Raw genomic sequence first — 24873 nt, forward strand, 5'->3', positions numbered from 1 at the left:
TTCGTTCGCAAGACTGCGGAACCTCCGGCAGCACGGCCAGCCAGCCACAACCCGCCTCGGGGCACGCGACGATAACCTGCCTGCCATCCGGCGGCTCGGCGGGTTCTCCTGCGTCTCCTGGTAGCAGGACGCTGCCTGGGGCCATCAGGACCCCTCTACGACTCACGGGGCCGCGGTCCGACCCTCGCCATGAGGGTGAGACAGTTATAGGTGCAGCGTCAAGCCGTGGAGCCCATCGACCGAAGTCGATCACATTGTCGGCCGTGCGTGTCGGCGCCCAGGTTGGACTCTCTCTTATCGGTTCACTCGGCCCGAAATCAGTCAACCATCATGCTCGATTCCATCCCGAATCGGCCGTAGGTGGCGAACTTTCTCCTGCTTCTCGCGGGCGATCGCGTCGAACTCCGGGCGGAGCCGTTCGTGCAGGTCACGGGCGTAGGCGAGTGCGGTGTTGCGTTCACGGCGGGCGTTCTTAAGGTCGGCGCGGAGCTCGCGGATGGTCTCATCACGCTCGCGAACCTGGTCGAACAGCTCCGCCGCCCTCGGCGTCTCGCCGAGGGCGGCAAGCTGTGCCCTGACGAGGACCGGGATGTTCTCGCGGATGCTCGTCATCGCTTCTTTGTGGTGGTTATAGGTGGATCCGCGGGATACGCCGGCGACCTGGCAAAGGCTGACGATAGAGACGGGCTTGTCGGCGGCCGCGAGGATCGCTGCTGCTAGTAGGAGCCGCGTCGGAACTGGAATGTTGCCGAGATGCTCGCTCAAGGCGGCGGAGTCGGCGTCGTGGCGTACTGTCGCCGCGTAGGCAGCCGCCGCCAGGTGCAGAGTCTCCAGGCTGTCGACGTCACTCATTCCGCCAGCCCCAACGCCTCGGCCACGTACTCGTCGAGTTCCGTGGCGATGAGTCGGGCGAGTTCGTCGTCGCTGACCTCGGCGAACTCGGCGACAATCTCGGGCATCGCTTCACCGATCTTGCGAGCGCTGCGATGCAACGCGGGATGCATCCGGAGTTCGAGGCGGCGGCGCAGCTCGACGCGGGCGCGTTGGCCGGGCGTCATGGCGGAGTTGCGGCACTCGAAGGGTCTACAGAGCCGGAAGTCGGCGGCCCCCTCGCCACCACAAAGTGCCCCTTCAGCAGCGTGAACGCAGATCGTGTACGGCCCGACCGCAATGTTGGGATTGCGCTTGCCGACCGCCTTGAGCCGGGCGGAGCTGAGCGGAGCGGGGTTGGACAGCGCAGGACCTTGCCTTTCCACTGCCAGCTGCAAGCGGGTGACGCCCTTGCCGCGGAGGGCATCGGGATTTTGGGCAGCGCGGCGCATGATTCGCCCGATGTGTTCGTGCTGCAGCTCCAGCGCGTCCATGGGTTCCGCGAGATGGATGATCTTGTAAACGTCGGCGTGGTATCCCATGGCGACCGATTGGTGGTTCCACTGTCCGAACTGAGCGGCGAGAGCGTTGCCGAGGTCACGGGAGGCGTAGGCCTGGATCGCGGTGATCCGGATTTGCGAGATGTTCACCTTGGTGACGTCGGCAAGGTCGCCGGGTGTGACGCCGCGGTCGTGGAGACGCTTGGCTCCCTTGATCAGCCAGTCCATGAAGCTGAGGTCCAGGTGAACCGTATCCCGCGCGGGATGGACGTTCGACGTGATGAGTTGGGCGTCGAACAGCAGTGGCTCGCCGGTGATGGTGCTGGCCGTCGGCGTGATCTTGTGGATGCGGTGAAGTTCCTCGATCACCTCAATGATGCGCGCGATCCGATGGTTGACCTTCCAGGTTGTGCGGTGAGGAGCCATCCGGTTCTTGGTCTTGTACCCGCGCATGGTGACCACTTCGTAGGTCTCACCGTTGGGCCGGGTCTTGGTCTCGCGCTTGATGCAGCCCGGAGTGAGGCAGGCGAGGTCCTTGTCCCGCAGTCCGCAGGTGGCCGCAAGGTAGTACATCGCGTAGTAGACTAGCGCGCTTTGCCAGAAACGCAGTTCGTCGCGAACGGGTAGGAGCCGTCGGGTCCAGGCCGTTTTGCCGGTGCCGCCTCTCTGCGGAACCTCGGCTATTGGCAGTTCACAGGGGTTACCGCCGCCCTCGTCAAGGTCCTCTTCTCGAAAGCGGCGCATGGCGTAGCGGCCCCAGAGGAATGCCTCGTCAGCGTCGGGGGCGCCGCAGAGCAGTCCAAGCGCGATGTGGGCCAGGGTGAGACCGCCGGTGCTGTTGCGGCGGCCGGGAAGCTTCCCGACGCGGCTATGTACCTCTCGGGCCACGTCGAACATGGCGTCATAGCCCTCCTGCTGGCTGCCCGGGCCATCTTCGGGGGCGACCGTGTGCTCAGCCCACCAGCGGGAATGCGCGAGGATGTCATCGGCGATGTGGTCGAACGTCCAGGCCACGAAGCCAAGGCAGCGTCCGACATCCTCGTGCGGGCGTCGCAGGTTCCGCTTCGGTCGGTGACCGCTGCCGAACAGGCTTGTGGTCTCCTCCCCGTCGAACGGTTCGGAGCCGAGCAGGTTCGGCCGCCCGACAATGGTTCGGATGGACCAGAGCGACTGCAGCTGCTGGGCGCGACCGCGCAAGGTGCCAGCGGCGAGTTGCGCTCCGGCGAGTTTCTCCTGTCGGCTCTGCGGCTGTTGCATCAGGACACGGACGCGGGCCCAGTCTTCGGACGTCGGCGTGATGATGTGGTGGGTATCGAGCACAGTGAGCGCCAGCCGCAGCTGCTTGAGATTGCTTTGGGCTGTGACCAGCTTGGTGGGCTCTTGGATGGTCGGCCAGGACACGGCGATCGGGTCCTCGGGTGACCAGCGCGGGGCAAGATCGGGGTCCAGTTGCAGCAGGATCCATTCCTTGGCGGCGGTGCGCCAGTGCACTGGAACGCCGCTGAAGTCCAAGGCGGTCTGCGAGCCGTGTTTGCTGGTCCAGCCGGGGTGGCCGGCGGTGTCCCAGCGGTCGTGTATGAAGTAGATAGGTCGGTCGATGTCGTAGCCGAGCGGGATGAGGGCGCGCACGTCGGTGTCATCGGCGACGACCTTGCTGGTCTCGTCTTCGGATGGCGGGCGCAATCGTAGGACGTTGGCGTAGCCGGCGGCTGAGGTCATCGACGTAGCTCCGTGTAGAGGCCGTTGACGTTGAGGATGTGCGGGGTCAGATCGGTAGCTGACCTGACGGTTTCCACCAGTGCGGCGGGGAACTGGGCGAGAGACTCGCCGGCGTAGAAGTGCAGCAGGCCCGCGTCGCCGTTCTCCCATTCGTCGGGGTCGTTATCACGGATGATCTCGGTGAACGCGACGGTGGCGAGTAGCCCGGGGACGTGGTCGGCGGTGCGGTAGCCCCTTGGGCAGACGAAGCATGCCGCAAGACCCAGAGAGCACGGCGTGTCGGTGTCGTCGGGGTCGTTGCCGCCGGTGGTGCAGACGCCGACGACCACGTCGAGCATCTTCTTCTCGTCGACGTCGGCCAGTTCTCTGGCGGTGCCGTCCGTCGCGGCGCTGACAGGTGTCGCGAAGCGAGCGAGCGCCTGCTCAACGATGTCGTCCTGGGCGGCGGTAGCGTGCGCGACGAGCGTGTGCTCTGGAAGCACGTGGGCGAGGTAGTGCAGGCGGGTGCGGCGGCCGTGGCCGTGCACATCGGCGTCGGGGTTCTTCTTGATGCCACGTTCCAGCGACTTGTTGCGCAACGCCCGGAAGCGCAGTCCGTGGTCCAGACGGGTGATGTCGGGGTTCTTCCAGTGCTGGTCGAAGGCGGCGTAGCGCCATCCGTGATGGATCCGGTTGTTGGTAAGGATCTCGGCGCGCTGGCAGTCGCGCCAGTGCTCGACATAGATCTTGTTGACCACGTCGGGAACTTCGTTCGCGTCAACATCGGTGAGGTGGACCGCCCTGTAGTGCCGGTTGAACCGGGTGAGGGCGGTGAGCGTGGCGACCATACCTCCTGCCGAGAACATGGACTCGGTGGTGACCGGCAGGTTGTCCTCGCTGTGATTGCGGGCCTTGGCGGTTAGCAGCAGGCCATGCTCTTCACCGGTGTAGATCAGGTCGGTGGGCTCGGTGCGCAGCATGGTGGCCTGGTTGAGCCCGGTGTCGTCCGCGAGGCACTGCAGGATCAGCCCAGCGACGAGGACATCGTTACGTGGGTGGAGCGCGATCCCGACGTTGGTGATGGCGGCGCTGAGCGGATTGAGCTGCTGACGGCCGGCAGTGTGTCCGAAAACTTCGGGATGCAGCAAACACCAAGCGATGAGCTCGGCACGGGACGCGCCGTAGCGGGGCGGCCTTTCGGTGCGTGCGTCTGGGAACCGGCGAAGGGCGTCATCGATGATTTCCGCGGCGGGAACGGTCATCCATCCCCGCCCGGTGACGTCGAGCCCGAAGTCGGCCAGCACTTGGCGCTGTGCGATGTACGCCTCGGTGAACCGGCCACGTGCCGCCTGTTCGATCGCGTTGGCGACGTCGTCATCGTAGGGTTCGGTCGCGGAGTCCTTCACCATGTAGGCGGTGTTGGCGAGGGCGTAGGCCAGCGGGCCGCCTTTGGGGTGGTGCTTGCGTAGCACTCGGCCGAGCAGCTTGTTCAGCGTCCGCTTCATGCTGTCGTCGAAGTCGGCGAGTACCTCGCGCAGGACGTCGAGGGTGAGGGTCTCGTCAGCGAAGTCACTGATGCCTCGCCTCGACAGCGAGGTGAGCAGGCGCGTGCAGCTGCGGGAGCACCCGTAAAGCACCTTCGACGACTCCCAGTCGCCGTCGCCGAAAACGCGCAGGCTGTTGACCATGCCATCGAGTAGTTGCCGGCCCGCCTGTGTGACAGGGCGAGAATCGAGCTTTGCGGTCTGGGGCGCCGCGTGGGCGGCGTCGGTGTAGACGATAGTCAAGGCGTCTACGTCGACGCTGAGGACCTTCTTGATGTCGAAGGTGTGGCTGGTGAAGCCACGGGTGCGGTGAGCCATCAGCGCCGCCCCAGGAACTCGTCGAGCGGGATGTTGAGGAACTTGTGCGCGTTCCTGGTGTAGAGCTGGGTGGAGTCCTCGCTCGCGTGCCCCAGACTCATCTTGGCCACCTCGACTGCGTCGCCGACCCGGTGCGGGGTGTACGCGTCGACCAGCGACGGAGCGACGAACTCGGCGAGAGCCTGTTTGAAGACGCAGACGGTCAAGTGAGTGGCGTAGGTGTGCCGGAGGTCGTGGGTCCGGAACGAAGCTGGGAACTTCGGGTTCAGATGTTCCCGCGTCCAGTCGCGGGCCCGCGCAGTGATGCGTCCGCAGGTGTCGTAGCCGACGGGATCGCCGGTGCGCGGGTCGAGCCAGGCCAGTGGGCTGGACCGGCCGTCGAGGTCAACCAGGCGTAGCCGGGTGGCTGCATCAGTCTCCACCCATCGGCGGCGGACCGCCTTGCCTTCGATGATCGTGGTCCAGGTGTCGTCATCTGCGCCGGTCAGCTGCAAGGCGTCGGCAGGCCGGTAGGGACGACCGCCTTCGACGAGCTCGGCGCGATGTCCGGTGAGGTAGTGGTGCACCGGGACGAGGCGATGAGAGAAGACGAACGCGTCGCCGCCGGCGTCGTTCTTGGTGATGAAGTCCGGCACCCGGATGGTGGTGAAGTCGTTGCTGCTCAGCGGCGGAATCTCGTACCGGGAAATGTAGGTCAGGGTTTCCCGGCGCAGACCAGCGGCGAGGCCGAGGCTGACGAGAGCGGCATCGCGGTCGACGGTTCGCACGTCGTGCTGCAGTCCGTCCCGGTCGATCCGCAGGGCGCCTTGGACGAGCAGATCGGCGAAGCCCGGGGTGATTGGAGTGCCTCGGCTGCCGGTACGGCGGCGCGGCTTCAGGCCCGCGATTGCTTGAACGCTGCGGCCGTCGGGGAGGTTGATGCGTTCGAGGTCGAACGGCATCGGCACGTTGTAGGTGCGGTGCAGGAACTCGTGGAACTGCTTGATGGTGGAGCGCTGGGCCTGCCAGGTCGCGGAGGAAACCTGCGTGTCCTGGTCGTACTGCCGGGCACGGTAGTACGCGAGTAGGTCGTCTTCGTCGGCAACGAAGACGTCACTGCGGTGCTCGGCGGGGTCGATGCGGTGCCGCACGACGCGTAGGTACTCGATCCAGGCGGCGAGTCGGCGGGCGTGGGCGACGGTGGTGTCCATGACCGGCCGTCGCTGGTGTTTGCGGCGCAGCCAGTGCGACGCGGCCGTGTGGTAGCGACCGTCGACGAGGATGGACGGGCTGTCGACGTGCTCGACACGTAGTGGTGGTTCGCCGAGAATCTGCACGAGCAGTTCGTGATCGACGGGACGCGGCGTGACGACGTTCACCGACATGTCCACCCTCTCCCCGTAAGCCCAAAGCAGATGCCTCCCACCCGGATTCGGATGGGAGGCATCTGTTGCAGAGCTTCACCAGGGGCGATGTCAACCAGTGATTCCTCTTAGGAGTCAGTCACGGGAGACATGCCTAAACTTCCCGGTTTTAGCTGCAGCCGGACGTGGAGCCGCAGCCCTCACACACATAGCAGCTGCCCGCGCGGCGCATCTTGGTGCCGCAGGTGAAGCAGAGCGGCGCATCCGCGGCGTGCCCGGTGACCAGCTCCAGCAGCTCGGTCGAGGAACCCACGCTGACCGGGGCGGCCGTGGCCGCCGGGGTGGTCGACGCCTTCGCCTCGGCCACCGTGACGGTGGACGAGCCGGTCGGGATCGCGACCGGGGCGGACGCGGCCATCCCGGGCAGGTCGAGCCCGGCGGCTTCGGCGGCGGCCTCGGCCTGCGCCTGGGCCGTGCGCTCCTTGGCGGTGAAGATGCCCAGCTCGGAGCGGGTCTCGTAGGGCAGGAAGTCCAGCGCCAGGCGACGGAAGATGTAGTCCATCACCGACGACGCCATCCGCACGTCCGGGTCGTCGGTCATGCCGGCCGGCTCGAAGCGCATGTTGGTGAACTTGCTGACGAACGTCTCCAGCGGAACGCCGTACTGGAGCCCTATCGAGATGGCCACCGAGAAGGCGTCCATCACACCGGCCAGGGTGGAGCCCTGCTTCGACATCTTCAGGAAGACCTCGCCGAGGCCGTCGTCCGGGTAGGACGACGCGGTGAGGTAACCCTCGGCGCCGGCGACCGAGAAGGAGACCGTCTCGGACGAGCGCTTCTTCGGCAGGCGCTTGCGGATCGGGCGGTACTCGATGACCTTCTCGACGATCTTCTCGACCGCCTGGGACACCTCGGCCGGGACCGGCGTGGCCGCGGTGGCCTTGCTGCCCTTGCCGGCCGACAGCGGCTGGCCGACCTTGCAGTTGTCGCGGTAGATCGCGAGCGCCTTGAGGCCGAGCTTCCAGCCCTGGTAGTGGATCTCCTCGATCTCCTCGACGGTCGCCGTCTCGGGCATGTTGACCGTCTTGGAGATGGCGCCGGAGATGAACGGCTGCACCGAGGCCATCATCCGGACGTGGCCGATCGGGGCGATCGACCGCTCGCCCATGGCGCAGTCGAAGACCGCGTAGTGCTCGGTCTTCAGGCCGGGCGCGTCCACCACGTTGCCGTGCTCGGAGATGTGCTCGACGATCGCCTCGACCTGCTCCTCGGGGTACCCGAGGCTGCGCAGCGCGCGCGGCACGGTCTGGTTGACGATCTGCATCGAGCCGCCGCCGACCAGCTTCTTGAACTTGACCAGCGCCAGGTCGGGCTCGATGCCGGTGGTGTCGCAGTCCATCATCAGGCCGATGGTGCCGGTCGGCGCGAGCACCGACGCCTGCGCGTTGCGCCAGCCCTGCTTCGCGCCGAGCTTGTTGCCGGACTGCCACTGCTTGGTCGCCTCGCGGACGATCTCGGTGGCGACCGGGCCCTGCGGGCGGATCTCGTCGTTCGCGGCGGCGTGCTTGCGCATGACGCGCTGGTGCGCCTCGGCGTTGCGGGCGTAGCCCTCGTACGCGCCGACGACACCGGCGAGCTCGGCCGAGCGGCGGTACGCCGTGCCGTTCATCAGCGAGGTGATCGCCGCGGCGACGTTGCGGCCGCCGTCCGAGTCGTACGGCAGGCCGGACGCCATCAGCAGCGCGCCGAGGTTCGCGTACCCGATGCCGAGCTGGCGGTACGCCCGGGTGGTGACGCCGATCTTCTCGGTCGGGAAGTCGGCGAAGCAGATCGAGATGTCCATCGCGGTGATGATGAACTCGACGCTCTTGACGAACTTCTCGGTCTCGAAGCCACCGTCGGCCTTGAGGAACTTCATCAGGTTCAGCGAGGCCAGGTTGCAGGACGAGTCGTCCAGCGACATGTACTCCGAGCACGGGTTGGACGCGGTGATCCGGCCGGTCTCGGGGTTGGTGTGCCAGTCGTTGATGGTGTCGTCGTACTGCAGGCCCGGGTCGGCGCACTCCCAGGCGGCCTTCGCGATGCCGCGGAAGAGCTTGCGGGCGTCGATGGTCTCGATGACCTCGCCGTTGAGCCGGCCGCGCAGGCCGAACTCGGTGCCGGCCTCGTAGGCCCGCATGAACTCGTCGCTGACCCGCACCGAGTTGTTGGCGTTCTGGTACTGCACGCTGACGATGTCGGCGCCGCCCAGGTCCATGTCGAAGCCGGCGTCCCGGAGCGCGCGGATCTTGTCTTCCTCGCGCGCCTTGGTCGAGACGAACTCCTCGATGTCCGGGTGGTCCACGTCGAGGATGACCATCTTGGCCGCACGACGGGTGGCGCCACCGGACTTGATGGTGCCCGCGCTGGCGTCCGCGCCGCGCATGAAGCTGACCGGGCCGCTCGCCGTCCCCCCGGACGACAGCAGCTCCTTGGACGACCGGATCCGGGACAGGTTGACACCGGAGCCGGAGCCGCCCTTGAAGATCAGCCCCTCCTCCTTGTACCAGTCGAGGATCGAGTCCATCGAGTCGTCGACGGAGAGGATGAAGCACGCGCTGACCTGCTGCGGCGACTTCGTGCCGACGTTGAACCAGACCGGCGAGTTGAAGCTGAAGACCTGGTGCAGCAGCATCCAGGTGAGCTCGTGGTCGAACGTCTCGGCGTCAGCGGGGGTGGCGAAGTAGCCGTACTCCTCGCCGGCCTTGCGGTAGGTCTGCACGACCCGGTCGATCAGCTGCTTCAGCGACCACTCGCGCTCCGGGGTGCCCACCGCGCCACGGAAGTACTTGGTCGTCACGATGTTCGCGGCGTTGACGCTCCAGGACGTCGGGTACTCGACGCCGCGCTGCTCGAAGTTGATCGAGCCGTCACGCCAGTTGGTCATGACGACGTCGCGGCGTTCCCACTCCACCTCGTCGTACGGGTGGACGCCCGCCGTCGTCCACACCCGCTCCACACGCAGCCCCCCGGCCGCCACGCCGTTTCCGCCGTTGGCCCGGCTGCGCTGGCGACCTGCTGTGATGCCGTCTCCGGCCATATGAACGTGCTCCCCCTCTTAGAAACCGCTGAAGGTCTAGCTCTGGTGTGTCGTTCAGCCGTTGATCTTGGGTGCGCGGGACCCGCCGGATCGCGGCGCGATCGGGTGACGCGTGCCGGCTTCCCGGACGGACGGCGCCTCGCGAAGTGCGGCGATCTCCTTCTCGAACTCGTCGAGCGAGTCGAAGGACTTGTAGACGCTGGCGAACCGGAGATAGGCGACCTGGTCGAGTTCACGCAAGGGCGTGAGAATCGCCAGACCGACCTCGTGGCTCGGCAGCTCGGCAGCGCCACGGGCCCGGACGGCTTCCTCCACCCGCTGCGCGAGCAGCGCGATGGAGTCCTCGTCGACGGGCCGGCCCTGGCAGGCCTTGCGCACCCCACTCATGATCTTCGTGCGGCTGAAGGGTTCGGTCACGCCACTACGCTTGACCACCGCGAGCACCGCTTCCTCGACCGTGGTGAATCGCTTGCCGCACTCCGGGCACGAGCGGCGGCGACGAATCAGCTGACCGTCGTCGGCCTCACGCGAGTCCACGACACGCGAATCCGCGTGCCGACAGTACGGGCAACGCACCGCGATCTCCCCCTTCACCGCTCACCCGGGGCTTTCCGGACACGCCGAAACACAGCCTCGCCTGGTATGAGCATCGGCGCGGCTGTGCGGGAACGTATGGAAAACCGGGGAGTGAAAACCCAACCTGTGGACGACTTGCATCTGTGCAACCACTACATGTTGGGGAAGACGCTATGCCGGTGCGGACACCGATGCAAGTCAAACGACGTGCCGACGCGCCGTATTCTGCACCTCATCACCCCAGGTGAACGCGTGATCACCCGGCGGGTCGGGAAACCGGTTGCCGCTACCGGGTGAACCGGGCACGACCATGACGTGGCGCCCCATCGGGCACGCGGCGTCAGGCCTGCGAGGCGGCCGTGAACAACACGACACTCGCGAGAGTGGCCATCGCGAAGAAGAGGCCGAGCAGCACCAACCGGCCACGCCGGGTCAGCCGCAGAGCGGGTTCGGCGTGTCGCGCACCACTGGTGAGCATGACTGTTCCCTTTCTCTCGGACACCCGTTCGATAGAACGCCCGTACGACGGTTTATCAGAACGGGAGTACGAAAATCCAGTCCTGACGGGCGACACGCCGGGAGAATCTCGTACAGATGTTTGAATATGTCGCACCCGCCTACTACGGTTTCCTGTCAAGAGGGGTCAGCCGGACCAAACGCCATCCCCACGGCGACGTCCGGCTCCGCGACGCACCACGTGCCGACAGGCACTGGCCGACAGGGAGGGCGGACGTGTCGACCGACGACCGCACGAGCCGAGAGCAGCAACCGACCAGGCAGCAACCGACCGCCGCGCCCGAGGCCGGCGGCGCCGCGGCCGCGATGCGACGCCGCACCCCGAGCCGGGCCCGCTCCGCCGACGCCCCGCAGCTGCGCTCGGTGACCGCGGTCGGCAGCATGACCGAGCCGGTCGCCAGCGACCTCACCGCCCGCCAGCGCCGGATCCTCGAGTTCATCCGCGAGTGGGGCGAGAAATACGGCTACCCGCCCAGCGTCCGGGAGATCGGCGAGGCCGTCGGCCTAGTCTCCCCGTCGAGCGTGGCCTATCAGCTGAAGGCCCTGGAGACCAAGGGCTACCTGCGCCGCGACCCGAACCGGCCTCGCGCCGTCGACGTCCGCTCCCCCGGTGAGCTGGTCGACGACGAGGGCCTGCGGGCCGCCCGGCCGCAGCCGGCCTACGTGCCGCTGATCGGCCGGATCGCGGCCGGCGGCCCGATCCTCGCGGAGCAGGCGGTGGAGGACTTCTTCCCGCTGCCGCGCGAGCTGGTCGGCGAGGGCGAGGTCTTCATGCTCGAGGTCAAGGGCGACTCGATGATCGACGCGGCGATCTGCAACCGTGACTGGGTGGTGGTCCGCCAGCAGCCCACCGCCGAGGTCGGCGACATCGTGGCCGCGATGATCGACGGCGAGGCCACCGTCAAGAGCTACCGCCAGCGCGACGGCCACGTCTGGCTGATGCCGGCCAACCCGGCCTTCGACCCGATCCCGGGCGACGATGCGACGATCATGGGGCGCGTGGTCGCTGTCCTGCGCCGGGTCTAACCCTTTTCCGGTACGACCAATCGGGTCCCGTCCGTAGGCGACGCGCCGCGTCCCGCCCGTGAGGCGACGCGAGGCGGCGGCCGGTCCCGGCCGTCAGGCGGGGCACGGACAACAAAAAGGCCGGCACCCCCACGGGGGCGCCGGCCTTTCACGTCTGATCAGCGACGGTCGTCGTCGCGGCCCTGCGGCGGGCGCTGGCCACCCTGCGGGGGACGCGGCTGGCCACCCTGCGGCGGACGCTGACCGCCCTGCGGGGGACGCTGCTGGCCGCCCTGGGGCGGACGCTGGCCACCCTGCGGCGGGCGCGGCTGGCCACCCTGCGGCGGACGCTGACCGCCACCCTGCTGACCGCCGTAGACGCCACCACCGGCGCCACCGCCACGGCTGGGCGGCTGCTGCGGGCCGCGAGCCGGTGGCTGCGGCGACCGCGGCTGCTGCGGGCCACGCGGCGGCTGTCCCTGCGGGCCGCGGGCCGGCTGGCCCTGCGGCGGACGCGGCGGCTGACCCTGCTGGGGACGCTGCTGCGGGTTCTGCTGCGGGCCGCGCGGGGGCTGGCCCTGCGGCGGACGCGGCGGTTGCTGCTGCGGCTGGCCACCGGACGGGCGGGCGTACTGGGGAGCGCCGCCGCCGTACGTGCCGGGGCGTGGCTGCCCGCCGCCGGCCGGCGGACCGGACTTGGCGCCGTACACCGGGCCGTTGCCGCCGTAAGCGGCACCGGGACGCTGCGGCGGACCGCCCACCCCGATCAGCTCGGTCGCCGGATCGACCGGGTCGAGCGCGCCGCTCGGCGCCTTGTCGACGTCCATCCCGGCCGGGTGCTGCTTGCGGAACCGGACGATGCCGAAGACCCCGGAGGCGACCAGGATCAGGCCGACCAGGCCGATCCCGCCGACCATGTACGTGATGTCGTCCACGCTCAGGTCCGAATACCACGCCGCCTCGGCGCCGGCACCGGACTGCTTCTTGGAGACCGTCGCGACCGTGGTGGCCGGCTCGTACTGCCGGATCCAGTTCGCGGTCTCCTTGTCGCCGTTCATGTCGGAGACCGTGAAGAACGACTTGTCGTCGGCGCTGTACGAGATCGCCTCACCGAACGGCTCGTTCGGCAGCCCGGTGGTACGCGGCTTGTTCTTCAGCGCGGCCAGGATGTCACCGTTCTTGACATCCCACTCGAGCGCGTCGGTGTACGTCCGCAGCACGACCTTCGACCCGTCGTGCGAGACCGACCCGCCGGTGATCACCCGGTTGAAGACCTTGGCGAACGAGTTGCCCGCGGTCTCGGTGGCCTGCACCGACAGCTCGCCGACCTTGGTCAGCGGCACACCGGTCTTGTTGTCGGTCTTGAGCGCGGCCGACGGCTTGTAGATGAACGCCGTGCCGAGTTCCTTGGTCACGATGTACGGCGTGCCGTCCTTGCCCATCAGGAGAGCCTCGGCGTCGTGCGCGTCGCCGTCCGGGTAGCTGAGCCGGTGGATCACCGGCTTCTTCTTGCCGTTGGCCGGCATGCTCCACAGCGCGACCGTCGGCCGGGGGTTCTCACCGGTGCGGATCCCGCCGTCGCCGGTGTCGGCGATCCAGATCGAGCCGTCCTTGGGCGAGACGATCATGTCCTCGGAGTCGAGGGGTGCACCGTCGAAGAGCACCGGGGTGCCCTTGACCTTGCACTCGGCGTCGAGGAAGAAGACCTTCCGCCGGTCCTCGCTCGTGCTGTCGTTGATCGCGATGAAGCCACTCTTCGTCGCGACCAGGCCGGAGACCTCGTCGAGCAGTGGGGATTGGATCTTGCAAATCTTCTTACCGGGCGTCGCCTTGGCACTGACCGTCGCCGTTGGCGTCGGGTCAGCGGCGAACGCGCCGGTGCCACCGATCCCCACCAGGCCCACACCTAGCACGATCGAGAACACGAGACGCCGCATCCGCACAGTGTCGCATGCGGCGTCCCCCATCGGTATGACGCGTGGATCAAGCCTGGTCAAAGGTCACCAGGTGTCTGTTTTCGCACGTCGCACCGATCACTGTCAGCAACGGTATGATTCCAGCTCCGCTGCCAGCCGCTCATCCACCCGGACCTGCAGCTCGGTGCCGTCGTCCAGGTGCCGCGACTGCAGCACCTGCCCGGTCCGGTGCACCCGGGCGACCAGATCACCCCGGTCGTAGGGCAGCAGGATCCGCAGATCCACCGCCGGCCGCGGCAGCCGCTCGGCGATCGCCGCCTGCAGCTCCGGGATGCCGGCGCCGCTGCGCGCCGAGACGAACACCGCGTCCGGCCAGGCCCGCTTGAGCCGCAGCACGGTCTCCTCGTCGGCGGCGTCCATCTTGTTGATCACCAGCAGCTCGGAGATCTTGTCGGCACCGACCTCGCCGAGCACCTCGCGGACCGCGCTGACCTGACCCTCCGGGTCCGGGTGGGCGCCGTCGACGACGTGCACCACCAGGTCGGCCATCGCCACCTCCTCCAGCGTCGAGCGGAACGCCTCGACGATGTGGTGCGGCAGGTGCCGGACGAACCCGACCGTGTCGGAGAGCGTGTAGACCCGCCCGTCCTCCGCGGCGGCCCGCCGGGTGGTCGGGTCGAGCGTGGCGAAGAGCGCGTCCTCGACCAGCACGCCGGCCTGGGTCAGCCGGTTCAGCAGGCTGGACTTGCCGGCGTTGGTGTAACCGGCGATGGCCACGCCCGGCACCCCGCTCGCCGAACGGCGGGACCGCTTGGTGTCGCGCATCGTCCGCATGGCCTTGATCTCACGACGGAGCCGCGAGATGCGGGTGTTGATCCGCCGGCGGTCGGTCTCCAGCTTGGTCTCACCGGGACCACGCGTGCCCACGCCGCCACCGGAACCACCGGAGCCGCCACCCTGACGGGAGAGCGAGTCACCCCAGCCGCGCAGTCGCGGCAGGAGGTACTGCAGCTGGGCCAGCTCGACCTGCGCCTTGCCCTCTTTGCTCTTCGCGTGCTGGGCGAAGATGTCGAGGATCAGCGCGGTCCGGTCGACCACCTTGACCTTGATCTGCTGCTCGAGCTTGCGCAGCTGGGACGGCGAGAGCTCGCCGTCGCAGATGACCGTGTCGGCGCCGGTGGCGACGACCACGTCGCGCAGCTCGTCGACCTTGCCGCGGCCGATGAAGGTGGCCGCGTCGGGCTGACTGCGCCGCTGGATGAGGCCCTCGAGGACCTGGGATCCGGCGGTCTCGGCGAGGGCGGCCAGCTCGGCGAGCGAGTTGTCCGCGTCCTCGACGCTGCCTCCGGTCCAGACGCCGACCAGCACGACGCGTTCGAGTCGCAGCTGGCGGTACTCGACCTCGGTGACATCGGTCAGCTCGGTGGAGAGACCCGCCACCCGCCGGAGCGAGTGCCGCTCCGCAAGCTCGAGGTCGCCGCTCGTCAGGTCCGGCTCGTCAAGGACGGGTGCCTGGTACGTGTTTCGCAAAAGTGCCTCCTCCGCCCGATCGTGGCACGTCACGGAGGCGAGCGCATCCACATAACCGGGGCTGACTCATGAGTAACCACCGCAAACGAATCGAACATTCCACGCGAGCGACAATTCCTTTGCTCACCCCACCAACGTCGGAGGGACAACCGTGGTGACCACCCGCCTGCCGAGCGCAGGATTCTCGATCACGATCCGTATTGCCGTAACCGCGGACGCCTCGTCCATCGGCCGGCTCACCACCTGTGTCGGCGAGGCCGGCGCGATCGTGACGGCGCTGGACGTGGTGGACTCCGACCCCACCCGGGTCCTGGTCGACCTGACCTGCGACACCGCCGATTCCGGGCACGCCGACCAGGTCGTCAAGCAGCTCGAGGACCAGGACGGCGTGGACGTCCGGAAGGTCTCCGACCGGACCTTCCTGCTGCACCTGGGCGGCAAGATCGAAGTCAACTCGAAGGTCGCGCTGCGCAACCGGGACGAGCTGTCCCGGGCGTACACCCCGGGTGTGGCCCGGGTCTGCATGGCGATCGCGGAGAACCCGGCGGACGCCCGCCGGCTCACCATCAAGCGCAACACCGTGGCCGTGGTCAGCGACGGCTCCGCGGTGCTCGGCCTGGGCAACATCGGCCCGGCCGCCGCGATGCCGGTGATGGAGGGCAAGGCCGCGCTGTTCAAGCGGTTCGGCGGGGTCGACGCCTGGCCGGTGGTCCTGGACACCCAGGACACCGACGAGATCGTCAAGATCGTCAAGGCGATCGCCCCGGCGTACGGCGGCATCAACCTGGAGGACATCGCGGCGCCGCGGTGCTTCGAGATCGAGGCCCGGCTGCGCGAGGAGCTGGACATCCCGGTCTTCCACGACGACCAGCACGGCACCGCGATCTGCGTGCTCGCCGCGCTCACCAACGCGCTGCGGGTGGTCGGCAAGCGGATGGAGGACGTCCGCGTGGTGGTCTCCGGCGCCGGCGCGGCCGGTACCGCGATCATGAAGCTGCTGATGCGCCAGGGTGTCGGCGACATCATCGCCTACGACCGGAACGGCGCCCTGCACCGCGGGATGACCGGCCTGAACGAGTCGATGCAGTGGCTGGCCGACAACACCAACGAGGCGAACTACTCGGGTGACCTGCCCGGCGCGATCGTCGGCGCGGACGTCTTCATCGGCGTCTCCGCGCCGAACCTGCTGACCGGCGACGACATCGCCAAGATGGCCGACAAGTCGATCGTGTTCGCGATGGCCAACCCGGACCCGGAGGTCGACCCGCGGGAGGCCCGCAAGCATGCCGCGATCGTCGCCACCGGCCGGTCCGACCAGCCCAACCAGATCAACAACGTGCTGGCCTTCCCCGGCGTGTTCCGCGGCATGCTGGACGCCGCCGCCGAGGAGTTCACCGAGGAGATGGCCCTCGCCGCGGCCCGGGCGATCGCCGACGTGGTCGGCGAGGACAAGCTCAACCCCACGGTGATCGTCCCGAGCGTGTTCGACCCGCGGGTCACTCCCGCGGTCGCGGCCGCGATCCGGGCGGTCGTCCGCGGCGGTCCGGCACCGGCCAACCCCGCGGCCGCGCCGGAGTCCGACCTCGACAAGGCGCCCGAGACGACCTTCTAAAGGATCAACGGCTTCCGGGGTACGGACTCAGCCCCGTGCCCCGGAGGCCCACCCGTTCAACTCGCCCACGTAGTCGGTGATCAGCCCGGCCACCCCGGCGTCGGCCAGCGCCGGCCAGCGGGTCATGTCGTTGGCCGTCCACGGCATCACGCCGACGCCGACCTCGGCCAGCGCGGCCACCGTCGCGGCACCGCCCGCACCCAGCACGTCCGCCACCGACGGGTTGCAGTACGTCAGCCCGAGCTCGCGGCACAGCTCCACGGTCTCCGCGTCGAAGCGGAACAGCAGCAGGGCGCGGCGCACCTCGGGGGCCACCTGACGGGCCTTGCGCACCACGTCCGCGTCGAAGCTCTGCACCACGGTGCGGTCCAGCAGGTCGTACTCGGCGAGCGCGGCCAGCACCGTCTTCACCTCGTCGAGGGTGGCCGGCGGCTTGATCTCCAGCAGCAGCTCGGCGCTCGTCGGCCGGAGCACCTCCAGCGCCTCGGTCAGCGTCGGCACCCGCAGGCCCACGTGCCCGGGGCCGAACCAGGAGCCGGCGTCCAACTCGGCGATCTCGTCGGCTCGCAGGTCCCAGACCCGGCCGGTGCCGGACGTGGTCCGGTTCACCGTCCGGTCGTGGATCACCACGGGCACGCCGTCGGCGGTGACCCGGACGTCGAACTCGACGAACGTGGCGCCGGCCCGGGCCGCGGCGGCCAGGGCGGGCAGGGTGTTCTCCGGTGCGACCGCGGAATACCCGCGGTGGGCGACTCGATGCAGCATCAGCTCAGCGCCACCAGGTCGGTCTCCCCCGAGGCGACGAGCACCGCGGGACCGGCCAGCCACCAGGCGCCGGACTCGTCACAGGTGATCACCAGCCGGCCGCCGAGCACGTCCACCGCGACCGAGCCGCTGGTCAGGCCCGCCTCGCGCAGCGCCACCGCGCCGACCGCCAGCGCGCCGGTGCCGCAGGACATCGTCTCGCCGGAGCCGCGCTCGTGCACCCGCATCCGGACGTGCTTGTCCACCCCGGGCAGGTCCTCGGCGGCCTCGACGAACTCGACGTTCACCCCGGAGCTGAACAGCGCCTTGTCGACCAGCGGGGCGGTGGTCAGGTCGAGCCCGGCCAGCTGGACCCCGTCGTGCAGGCCGCAGACCAGGTGCGGGTTGCCGCAGTCGACGGCGAGACCCGGGATGGTCAGGGCGCCGATCGTGGCGGTGCTTCCCGCGTACGTCCTGGGGGTGCTCATCCGTACCCTGATCGTCTCCCCCTCGACCACGGCGGTCATGACGCCGGCCCGGGTCGCCACCGGCAGGCCCGCCGGGCCTGGCGTGGCCAGGTCGTTGGCGATCAGATACCGGGCGAAGACCCGGACCCCGTTGCCGCACATCTCGGCGATCGAGCCGTCGCTGTTCCAGTAGTCCATGAACCACTCGGCCTCGGCGGCGTGCCCGGCGCCCGCCGGGTGCTTCGCGGAGCGGACCACCCGCAGCACGCCGTCGCCGCCGATCCCGCGCCGCCGGTCGCAGAGCGCGGCGACCAGCGCCGGCGTCAGGTCCAGCTCGCCGTCGGGGTCGGGAAGGATGACGAAGTCGTTGGAGGTGCCGTGACCTTTGGTGAAAAACACGCCGACCATCATCCCGCAATCGCCAGGGCATCGGCCAGGAGTGTCGGCGCCGCGCCGTCCAGCCAGGTGATCGACGGGTCCCGGCGGAACCAGGAACGCTGCCGGCGGACGAACCGGCGGGTGCCGCGGACCGTGTCGTCCTTCGCCACGGCCTCGGTCATCGTGCCGTCGAGCTGGGCCAGCGCCTGCTGGTAGCCGAGCGCCCGGGAGGCGGTCCGGCCGTCCCGGATGCCGGCCGCGTCCAGCGCGCGCACCTCGTCCAGCAGCCCGCCCGCCCACATCAGGTCGACCCGCTGCGCGATCCGCTCGTCCAGCCCGGCCACGTCGCGCTCGACCCCGATCTGCACCGCGTCGTAGTACGGCTTCGGATCCGGCAGCGCCGCGGTGAACGGCAGCCCGGTCAGCTCGATCACCTCGAGGGCGCGGACGATCCGGCGGCCGTTCGACGGCAGGATCTTCTCCGCGGCGACCGGGTCGCGCTCCCGCAGCCGGGCGAAGAGCGGCGCCGGACCGGTCTCGGCCAGCTCCGCCTCCAGCCGGGCCCGGATCACCGGGTCGGTGCCGGGGAACTCGAACTCCTCCAGCACCGCCCGCAGGTACAGCCCGGAGCCGCCGACCAGCAGCGGCACCCGGCCCCGGGCGAAGATGTCGTCGATCGCGGCCCGGGCCAGCGCCTGGTATTCGGCGACCGCCGCGGTGACCGTGACGTCCCAGATGTCGAGCAGATGGTGCGGGACACCGGCGCGCTCGGCCGGGGTCAGTTTCGCGGTGCCGACGTCCATCCCGCGGTACAGCTGCATCGAGTCGGCGTTGACCACCTCACCGCCCCACTCCTGGGCGAGTGCGATGCTCAGCGCGGACTTTCCCGCCGCTGTCGGCCCGACGACGGTGACCACTCGAGAACCCGGACGCAACGGCACGGACCAACCGTAGGACAAGGTTGTGTCACGGTCGTCGGCGGGAGCTTTCCCCTAACCGGGTTGGACCTGTGACAATGCGCGAGAAAGAATGCCACTGAGAAGGTTGGCATTCCACTGCGCTGTGGCGGTGGCCGCGGGTCTGTACTGGCCCTTCGGCGCCGGGAGAACGAGGATGAGCTCATGAACGACTGGACGGCCTTCGGGCGCGTGGATGCCGACGGCACCGTGTACGTGAAGACCGCCGAGGGCGACCGGGTGGTCGGCTCCTGGCAGGCCGGGACCCCGGAGGAGGGCTTGGCCCACTTCGCCCGGCGATTCGAGGACCTGCTGACCGAGGTCGAGCTCGTCGAGGCTCGTCTCAAGTCCGGCGCGGCGGATGCGACCCACTCACAGACCAGCGTGAAGCGCCTGCGCGCCACGCTGGACGAGGCGCACGTGGTCGGCGACATCGACGGTCTCTCGACCCGGCTGGACAAGCTGGCCGCCCTGGCGGAGGAGAAGGCCGGCGAGGCCAAGGCCGCCCGCGAGGTGGCCCGCACCGAGGCCCTCGCGCGCAAGACCGCGCTGGTCGAGGAGGCGGAGAAGCTCGCCGCCGACGCCACCGGCTGGAAGACGGCCGGCGACCGGCTCAAGGAGATCCTCGACGAGTGGAAGACCATCCGCGGCGTCGACAAGAAGACCGACGGTGAGCTGTGGAAGCGGTTCGCCGCCGCCCGCGACGGCTTCACCCGGCGTCGGGGCGCGCACTTCGCCACCCTGGACGGGCAGCGCAAGCAGGCCCAGACCGCCAAGGAAGACCTGGTCAAGGAAGCCGAGACGCTGTCCGGCTCGGACGAGTGGTCCAGCACGGCCAACCGGCTCAAGGACCTGATGACCGAGTGGAAGGCCGCACCCCGCGCCGCCAAGGAGGCCGAGCAGCGCCTCTGGGAACGCTTCCGGGCCGCGCAGGACGCGTTCTTCACCCGCCGCAGCGAGGTCTTCTCGGCCCGCGACGCGGAGTTCCAGGGCAATCTGGACCGCAAGCAGGCCATCCTGACCGACCTCGAGGCCATCGACGTCGACGCCGACCCGCGTGGCGCGCAGAACAAGCTGCGCGACGCCCAGGCCGCCTGGCACGACGCCGGCCGGGTGCCGCGCGAGGCCGCCGCCGGCCTGGACCGCCGCTGGCGGGCCGCCGAGGAGCGGATCCGGGTCGCGATGGACTCGGCGTGGCGCAAGACCAGCCCGCAGGACAACCCGCTGCTGCGCCAGATGCGCGACCAGGTCGCCGAGGCCGAGCAGCGGCTGGAGCGCGCCAAGGCCGCCGGCGACAACCGGCGGATCAAGGAGGCCGAGCAGGCGCTCGCCTCCAAGAAGCAGTTCCTGGCCCTGGCCGAACAGGCCAACTGAGAAATCACTTCTCGGCAAGGCGGTGGCCCTCCGGGGCCGCCGCCTTGCGGCGTCTCCGGGCTAGGTCAGAGTCGCTGATCAGCCCACCGGGAGGGGGAACGGGGAGATCTGCAGGCGGCGGGCGCCTTCCGGCCAGATGCGTTCGACGGTTTTGCCACGGGAGACGGCGAAGGCGACCGTTTCCGCCGTGCCGCCTCGGGCGCCCTCGGGGCTGCCGTCCCAGACTGCCAGGAGCAGGTCGCAGCGTTCCACCACCTCGCGGCTGGCGGCCTCGTAGGACAGCTCGGGCAGGCCCGGCACGGTGATTTTGGTGACGTCGGTGGCGTGCCGGAGCAGGTCGCGCAGGTCGCGGTCCTCCTCCGGGGCTGCGCCTATCTCCGGGACCGGCAGGACCGCCTCGAAGGTGCCGCGACAGGCGCGGACCGCTTCGGCGAAGATCCGGTCGGCGCCGTCGGCCAGGCAGGTGACGCCGTGGACCGGACGGTGTTTGCGTAGCTCCTTCACGATCGCGCCGCGGATCAGCCGGCGGGCGGACGGTTCGAGCCCGATGTGGCCCGTGACCCCGATGCGAATCATCGTTCCCCCTTGCCGCGTTCGGCCTCTCGATACCCGATCATGCCGGGAACAGGGCCCGGTTTGCTCCAGTGTCCGACAAACGGACTACTTGGAAGCCTGCCTCGCCCAATATATCCGGAATGTCCTGAATTGCTCGTCTACAGCGTTCTTGACCTCGGGGTGGCAGATCGTCCCATTCGGTGAGATAGGGCAACCAGCGCCGGGCCGGCGGCGAGCCGCTCGCCCGGGCGTCCGCGAGGGTCGCCTCGACCCACCGCCGGGACTCCCGTTTCGCCAGCTCCTCGACCTCGTGGCCGGTGAACTGGAAGTCGTCCGCGCCGCCGTCCCGGGGCACGATCGCGCAGTTCGCCCAGTGCAGCTTGGGGCCGATGTCCGCGGCCTGCAGGCGGTTGGCGCGGCGCAGCGACTCGTCCAGGTCGGACCAGACGGCCAGGGCCGGCTGCGAGCCCAGCCGGGCGCCGCGGGACAGCCGGGCCGCCACGTACCGCTCGTGGATCAGGCGGGCCAGGCGCTCGGCGAGGTCCTCGGCGATCAGCGTGGGGTCACAGCCGGCGGCCGCCGGGGAGAACAGTTTCAGCCGGCCGTTCAGCGGGTCGAGCAGCGGCGGCGGGTGCTTCGGGCTGAACGCGTCGGCCAGCTCGGCCAGCCCGTCGACGGCCACCACCACGTCACCGGTGACCCGGTGCCAGAGACGGTACTCGGTGAGGGCGAGCTGCAGGCCGTACTTCTCGTCGGTGAAGAAGACGAACGCGCGGTCGTACCGGAGGGATCCGTCGTCGTCGGCGAGCAGCTCGGCGACCGTGGTCTCGCACGGGACGATCCGGCAGGCGTCCCGGAGGATGGCGTTGCGGCGGGCGGCCCGCTCCAGCACCCGGGTCGCGTCCGGTGCGACGAAGTCCACCTCGACCCGGCGGTCCGGCTCGTCCCGGCGCAGCCGCCAGTGCCGGGCCAGCTCGATCAGCAGCGCCCGGCTCAGCGGCGAGTCGCCGGCGATCAGCACCCGAGGCACCGCGCCGTCCGGGCGCACCGGCAGCGGCTGCTGGGCCAGCAGCACCTGCACGGCCAGCTGGTCGATCTGGAAGAAGTCCAGCCGCTGCGCGACCGCGTCGGGCACCCCGAGCCGGCGGGCCTGCAGGGTGAGCGCCCAGTCCGGTTCGTGGATCTGCGCGTAGATGGCCAGGTCGCGGCGGCCCTGCCCGGCCAGGCGGGCGGCGCTGGCGGCGATCGCCAGGTTGATCGCGCTCGACTCGGTGCAGGCGTAGATCACCGCGGCCTGCCCGGCGCCGGCACCGCGCAGCACGTCCGGCTCCCGGGCGTCGCCCTGCACGCCGAGCAGGCCGCGCCCGCGCAGCTCGAGCGGGCCGATCGGCCGGGTCCGGACCAGCACCACCCGGCGCCCGGCCAGGTGCAGCCGCTCGGCGAGGGTCCGCGCGACGGAGGTGTCGCCGCACACCACCACGTGATCGCGCGCGCGGCGGGCCCGCCAGCGGCGCATCTCGGTGGCCAGCAGCAGCCGGCACGCCTCGACGACGGCGTACAGGGTGACCAGCGGGGCGGCGAACCGGGCGATCTGCAGCGCGACCGGGAAGTGGGTGCCGCCCTCGAGCGGGTCGGCGCCGAGCACGAAGAGCTGCAGGGTGCCGTAGGCCAGGTTCAGCGGATCGCGGCTGCCCGGCGCGCCACCGGTCAGGTATCGATCGAGGCCGACATACCCGAGCACCAGCGCGGCCGCGCCGATCAGGGCGAACACCACCCGGGTCAGCGTCACCGCGGGCTGCCGCTGCTCGCCCCAGGAGGACAACGGCGCGCGAGGGAAGTTGGCCATCGGCACCCTTCCGGTGGACGTCGGCGGCCCTCAGTCTGCCACGCGGCGACAGCCGGGGCTACGCACCGTCGTCGATGTGATCGCCGAGCGTAGCCAACTCGGACGGTTCGGCGTTGCCGCCGGTGCAGACGACCGCGATCGATCGCCCGGCGAACAGGTCCGGGCGGCTCAGCACCCCGGCCAGCGCCGCCGCGCCGGCCCCCTCGGCGAGGGTGTGCGCGGTGCGCGCCAGCAGCCGCCGGGCCACGCCGATCCGCTCGTCGGAGACCAGCAGGAAGTCGGTCAGGCCGGCCCGCATCACCCGCTGCGGCAGCGCGAAGCCGCGGCCGGTGGCCAGCCCGGCCACCGTGGTCCGGTTCGGCCGGGAGACCAGGTCGCCGGAGCGCCAGGAGTCGTGCGCGGCCGGCGAGGCCGCCGACTGGACACCGATCACGGCACAGTCCGGGGCCAAAGCCGCGGCCACCAGACAGGCCGCGGCCGCACCGGTGCCGCTTCCCACCGGTACGACGATCGCGTCCAGTCCGGGCCGTTCCGTCAGGATCTCCTGGTAGAGCGTGCCCACCCCGGCCAGCAGCTCCGGCGTGTCGCCCGGGCTGACCAGCCGCGCGCCGGACTCCGCGGCCAGCTTCCCGGCGTGCCGCTGGGCGTCCTCCAGGGTGTCGCCGGTCAGCACCGCCCGGGCGCCCCACGCCTCGACCGCGGCGGCCCGGCCCGGGTCGGCGCCGGCCGGCATCACGACCGTGCACGGCGCGCCGTACCGGTGACTGGCGTAGGCCAGCGACTGCGCGTGGTTCCCGGTCGACCAGGTGACCGTGCCGCGGGCCCGCTCGCCCGGCGGCATGGCGTCCAGCAGGGTCAGCCCGCCGCGCACCTTGAACGCGCCGATCGGCTGGGTGTTCTCGTGCTTGACCAGCACCGACGCGCCGGCCGCCCGGTCAAGCAGCGGGTAGCTCCAGAGCGGGGTGGGCGGCAGGTGACGGCGGACCACGTCGGCGGCGGCACGGACGTCCGCGAAGCTCGGTTCCATGCGTCGATCGTCGGCCCGGCCCTACCCATCGGTCCAATGCCGGATTCCGGTGACTCCGATAGACCGGGTTGATACGTTGCCGCCATGCTCGACGTGACCCGGCTCCGGGTGCTGGCCGCGGTGGCCCGGCACGGCTCGGTGACCGCCGCCGCCCAGGCCCTGCACTACGCCCAGCCGTCGGTCAGCCACCACCTGGCCCGGCTGGAGGCGGAGACCGGCAGCCGGCTGGTGCAGCGGGCCGGCCGCGGCATCCGGCTCACCGAGGCCGGCCGGATGCTCGCCGACCGCGCCGAGGAGATCCTGGGCCGGCTGGACGCCGCCGAGACCGAGCTGGCCGCGCTCACCGGGCTGCGTTCCGGGCGGGTCCGGCTGGCCGCGTTCCCGTCCGCGCTGGGCACGTTCGTGCCGGCCGCGGCGGCCGGGTTCGCGGCCGCGCACCCCGGGGTGGACCTGCGGTTCACCGAGGCCGAGCCGCCCGACGCGGTGCGGTTGCTGCGCGCCGGCGAGGTGGAGGTGGCGCTGCTGTTCGGCTATCCGGACGCGGGCGCGCCGGATCTCGCCGGGCTGCGCCACGAGCTGCTGCTGGCTGAGCCGTTGCACCTGGTCACGCCGGCCGGCTGGGCCGGTGACACGCTCGCCGACCACCGGGACCGGCCGTGGATCGCGGGCTGTGAGCGCTGCCGGGTCGCGCTGGTGCGGGCCTGCGCGGCGTCCGGCTTCGCGCCGGACATCCGGTTCACCACCGACGACTACGTCGCGGTGCAGGCGTTGGTCGCGGCGGGCTTGGGGGTCACGGTTCTGCCGGGGCTGGCGCTGTGTGCACACCACCACCCAGGGGTACGAACAATCGCGCTGCCCGGCGCGGGTCGCAGCGTGTACCTGGCCGTCTACGGCGAGCCGCCCGACCCGCCCCCGACCGCGGCACTGCTGGGCCAGGTGCGGGCGGTCGCCGGCTCCCCCGCGTACCGGAAAGGGGTTTGCTGAGCGCGGCGGACCCGGCGGCGGACCGTCTCTCCGAA

General features: G+C 70.0%; 19 protein-coding genes. 4 read left to right on the forward strand and 15 right to left on the reverse strand.

The window, feature by feature from the left end; translation table 11 throughout:
• Positions 1 to 321: 321 nt before the first annotated feature.
• From Apa02nite_RS09065 to Apa02nite_RS09095, 7 genes are all read right to left on the reverse strand, one after another.
• Positions 322 to 852, reverse strand: a complete 531-nt coding sequence (locus Apa02nite_RS09065; protein ID WP_203824652.1) for a hypothetical protein — start codon at positions 850 to 852, stop codon at positions 322 to 324.
• A complete protein-coding gene (locus tag Apa02nite_RS09070) occupies positions 849 to 3089 on the reverse strand; it encodes a hypothetical protein (protein WP_203824653.1) in 2241 nt (746 codons plus the stop codon). The genes Apa02nite_RS09065 and Apa02nite_RS09070 overlap by 4 nt, the downstream gene beginning before the upstream one ends.
• A complete protein-coding gene (locus Apa02nite_RS09075; RefSeq protein WP_203824654.1) occupies positions 3086 to 4930 on the reverse strand; it encodes a hypothetical protein in 1845 nt (614 codons plus the stop codon). Before Apa02nite_RS09075 ends, Apa02nite_RS09070 begins: the two co-directional genes overlap by 4 nt.
• A complete protein-coding gene (locus tag Apa02nite_RS09080) occupies positions 4930 to 6294 on the reverse strand; it encodes a site-specific integrase (RefSeq protein ID WP_203824655.1) in 1365 nt (454 codons plus the stop codon). The genes Apa02nite_RS09075 and Apa02nite_RS09080 overlap by 1 nt, the downstream gene beginning before the upstream one ends.
• 148 nt (positions 6295 to 6442) lie before the next feature.
• Positions 6443 to 9352 (reverse strand): vitamin B12-dependent ribonucleotide reductase, encoded by a 2910-nt coding sequence (locus Apa02nite_RS09085; protein WP_203824656.1) that lies wholly within the window; start codon positions 9350 to 9352, stop codon positions 6443 to 6445.
• Positions 9353 to 9406: 54 nt separating this feature from the next.
• On the reverse strand, positions 9407 to 9928 hold the full coding sequence (gene nrdR / locus Apa02nite_RS09090) for a transcriptional regulator NrdR (protein WP_067689778.1): 522 nt from the start codon (positions 9926 to 9928) through the stop codon (positions 9407 to 9409).
• A gap of 340 nt (positions 9929 to 10268) precedes the next feature.
• Positions 10269 to 10406 carry a hypothetical protein gene (locus Apa02nite_RS09095; RefSeq protein ID WP_157441349.1) on the reverse strand — a complete coding sequence of 46 codons (138 nt, stop codon included), beginning with the start codon at positions 10404 to 10406 and terminating at the stop codon, positions 10269 to 10271.
• 254 nt (positions 10407 to 10660) lie between these two features.
• Between Apa02nite_RS09095 and lexA the strand changes: the two genes are divergently transcribed.
• Positions 10661 to 11470: a transcriptional repressor LexA gene (gene lexA, locus Apa02nite_RS09100; protein ID WP_067689390.1), complete on the forward strand. Its 810-nt coding sequence runs from the start codon at positions 10661 to 10663 to the stop codon at positions 11468 to 11470.
• 158 nt (positions 11471 to 11628) lie between these two features.
• Here the strand turns inward: lexA and Apa02nite_RS09105 are convergent, their stop codons facing one another.
• Together Apa02nite_RS09105 and hflX are read right to left on the reverse strand one after the other, a co-directional pair.
• Entirely contained in the window at positions 11629 to 13386 is a 1758-nt protein-coding gene (locus Apa02nite_RS09105) for a hypothetical protein (protein ID WP_203824657.1), read from the reverse strand.
• Positions 13387 to 13488: 102 nt separating this feature from the next.
• Complete coding sequence (hflX, locus tag Apa02nite_RS09110; protein WP_067689384.1) at positions 13489 to 14895, reverse strand: GTPase HflX; 1407 nt, start codon at positions 14893 to 14895, stop codon at positions 13489 to 13491.
• 151 nt (positions 14896 to 15046) lie between these two features.
• Between hflX and Apa02nite_RS09115 the strand changes: the two genes are divergently transcribed.
• Positions 15047 to 16507: an NAD-dependent malic enzyme gene (locus Apa02nite_RS09115; protein WP_203824658.1), complete on the forward strand. Its 1461-nt coding sequence runs from the start codon at positions 15047 to 15049 to the stop codon at positions 16505 to 16507.
• 27 nt (positions 16508 to 16534) lie between these two features.
• Here the strand turns inward: Apa02nite_RS09115 and Apa02nite_RS09120 are convergent, their stop codons facing one another.
• From Apa02nite_RS09120 to miaA, 3 genes are read right to left on the reverse strand one after another with little or no spacing between them, the layout of a single operon-like run.
• Positions 16535 to 17272 carry a glycerophosphodiester phosphodiesterase gene (locus Apa02nite_RS09120; RefSeq protein ID WP_203824659.1) on the reverse strand — a complete coding sequence of 246 codons (738 nt, stop codon included), beginning with the start codon at positions 17270 to 17272 and terminating at the stop codon, positions 16535 to 16537.
• Complete coding sequence (dapF, locus tag Apa02nite_RS09125) at positions 17272 to 18117, reverse strand: diaminopimelate epimerase (RefSeq protein ID WP_067689775.1); 846 nt, start codon at positions 18115 to 18117, stop codon at positions 17272 to 17274. The genes Apa02nite_RS09120 and dapF overlap by 1 nt, the downstream gene beginning before the upstream one ends.
• A gap of 8 nt (positions 18118 to 18125) precedes the next feature.
• The gene (gene miaA / locus Apa02nite_RS09130) at positions 18126 to 19031 is read right to left on the reverse strand and encodes a tRNA (adenosine(37)-N6)-dimethylallyltransferase MiaA (RefSeq protein ID WP_239164213.1); all 906 of its coding nucleotides are present in this window, start codon (positions 19029 to 19031) and stop codon (positions 18126 to 18128) included.
• A gap of 186 nt (positions 19032 to 19217) precedes the next feature.
• Between miaA and Apa02nite_RS09135 the strand changes: the two genes are divergently transcribed.
• Entirely contained in the window at positions 19218 to 20426 is a 1209-nt protein-coding gene (locus Apa02nite_RS09135) for a DUF349 domain-containing protein (RefSeq protein ID WP_067689372.1), read from the forward strand.
• Between the two features lie 78 nt (positions 20427 to 20504).
• On the opposite strand, the gene Apa02nite_RS09140 is transcribed toward Apa02nite_RS09135, so the two are convergent.
• From Apa02nite_RS09140 to Apa02nite_RS09150, 3 genes are read right to left on the reverse strand one after another with little or no spacing between them, the layout of a single operon-like run.
• The gene (locus Apa02nite_RS09140; protein ID WP_203824661.1) at positions 20505 to 21002 is read right to left on the reverse strand and encodes a hypothetical protein; all 498 of its coding nucleotides are present in this window, start codon (positions 21000 to 21002) and stop codon (positions 20505 to 20507) included.
• 37 nt (positions 21003 to 21039) lie between these two features.
• Positions 21040 to 22827, reverse strand: coding sequence for an NAD-binding protein (locus tag Apa02nite_RS09145; RefSeq protein ID WP_203824662.1), 1788 nt, complete (start codon positions 22825 to 22827; stop codon positions 21040 to 21042).
• Between the two features lie 58 nt (positions 22828 to 22885).
• Positions 22886 to 23854 (reverse strand): threonine ammonia-lyase, encoded by a 969-nt coding sequence (locus Apa02nite_RS09150; RefSeq protein ID WP_203824663.1) that lies wholly within the window; start codon positions 23852 to 23854, stop codon positions 22886 to 22888.
• Positions 23855 to 23938: 84 nt separating this feature from the next.
• On the opposite strand from Apa02nite_RS09150, the gene Apa02nite_RS09155 reads away from it, so the two are divergent.
• Positions 23939 to 24838, forward strand: a complete 900-nt coding sequence (locus tag Apa02nite_RS09155; RefSeq protein WP_203824664.1) for a LysR family transcriptional regulator — start codon at positions 23939 to 23941, stop codon at positions 24836 to 24838.
• Positions 24839 to 24873 lie beyond the last annotated feature (35 nt).

The organism is Actinoplanes palleronii (genome assembly GCF_016862315.1).
Classification (GTDB): domain Bacteria; phylum Actinomycetota; class Actinomycetes; order Mycobacteriales; family Micromonosporaceae; genus Actinoplanes; species Actinoplanes palleronii.

Coding starts and splice junctions, on each gene's coding strand:
- Apa02nite_RS09105 (WP_203824657.1), bottom strand. CDS start 13,386: ATGCGGCGTCTCGTGTTCTCGATCGTGCTAGGTGTGGGCCTGGTGGGG.
- Apa02nite_RS09070 (WP_203824653.1), bottom strand. CDS start 3,089: ATGACCTCAGCCGCCGGCTACGCCAACGTCCTACGATTGCGCCCGCCA.
- Apa02nite_RS09135 (WP_067689372.1), top strand. CDS start 19,218: ATGAACGACTGGACGGCCTTCGGGCGCGTGGATGCCGACGGCACCGTG.
- Apa02nite_RS09080 (WP_203824655.1), bottom strand. CDS start 6,294: ATGTCGGTGAACGTCGTCACGCCGCGTCCCGTCGATCACGAACTGCTC.
- Apa02nite_RS09095 (WP_157441349.1), bottom strand. CDS start 10,406: ATGCTCACCAGTGGTGCGCGACACGCCGAACCCGCTCTGCGGCTGACC.
- Apa02nite_RS09085 (WP_203824656.1), bottom strand. CDS start 9,352: ATGGCCGGAGACGGCATCACAGCAGGTCGCCAGCGCAGCCGGGCCAAC.
- Apa02nite_RS09145 (WP_203824662.1), bottom strand. CDS start 22,827: ATGGCCAACTTCCCTCGCGCGCCGTTGTCCTCCTGGGGCGAGCAGCGG.
- Apa02nite_RS09155 (WP_203824664.1), top strand. CDS start 23,939: ATGCTCGACGTGACCCGGCTCCGGGTGCTGGCCGCGGTGGCCCGGCAC.
- Apa02nite_RS09065 (WP_203824652.1), bottom strand. CDS start 852: ATGAGTGACGTCGACAGCCTGGAGACTCTGCACCTGGCGGCGGCTGCC.
- Apa02nite_RS09075 (WP_203824654.1), bottom strand. CDS start 4,930: ATGGCTCACCGCACCCGTGGCTTCACCAGCCACACCTTCGACATCAAG.
- Apa02nite_RS09120 (WP_203824659.1), bottom strand. CDS start 17,272: ATGCTGCATCGAGTCGCCCACCGCGGGTATTCCGCGGTCGCACCGGAG.
- Apa02nite_RS09150 (WP_203824663.1), bottom strand. CDS start 23,854: ATGGAACCGAGCTTCGCGGACGTCCGTGCCGCCGCCGACGTGGTCCGC.
- Apa02nite_RS09140 (WP_203824661.1), bottom strand. CDS start 21,002: ATGATTCGCATCGGGGTCACGGGCCACATCGGGCTCGAACCGTCCGCC.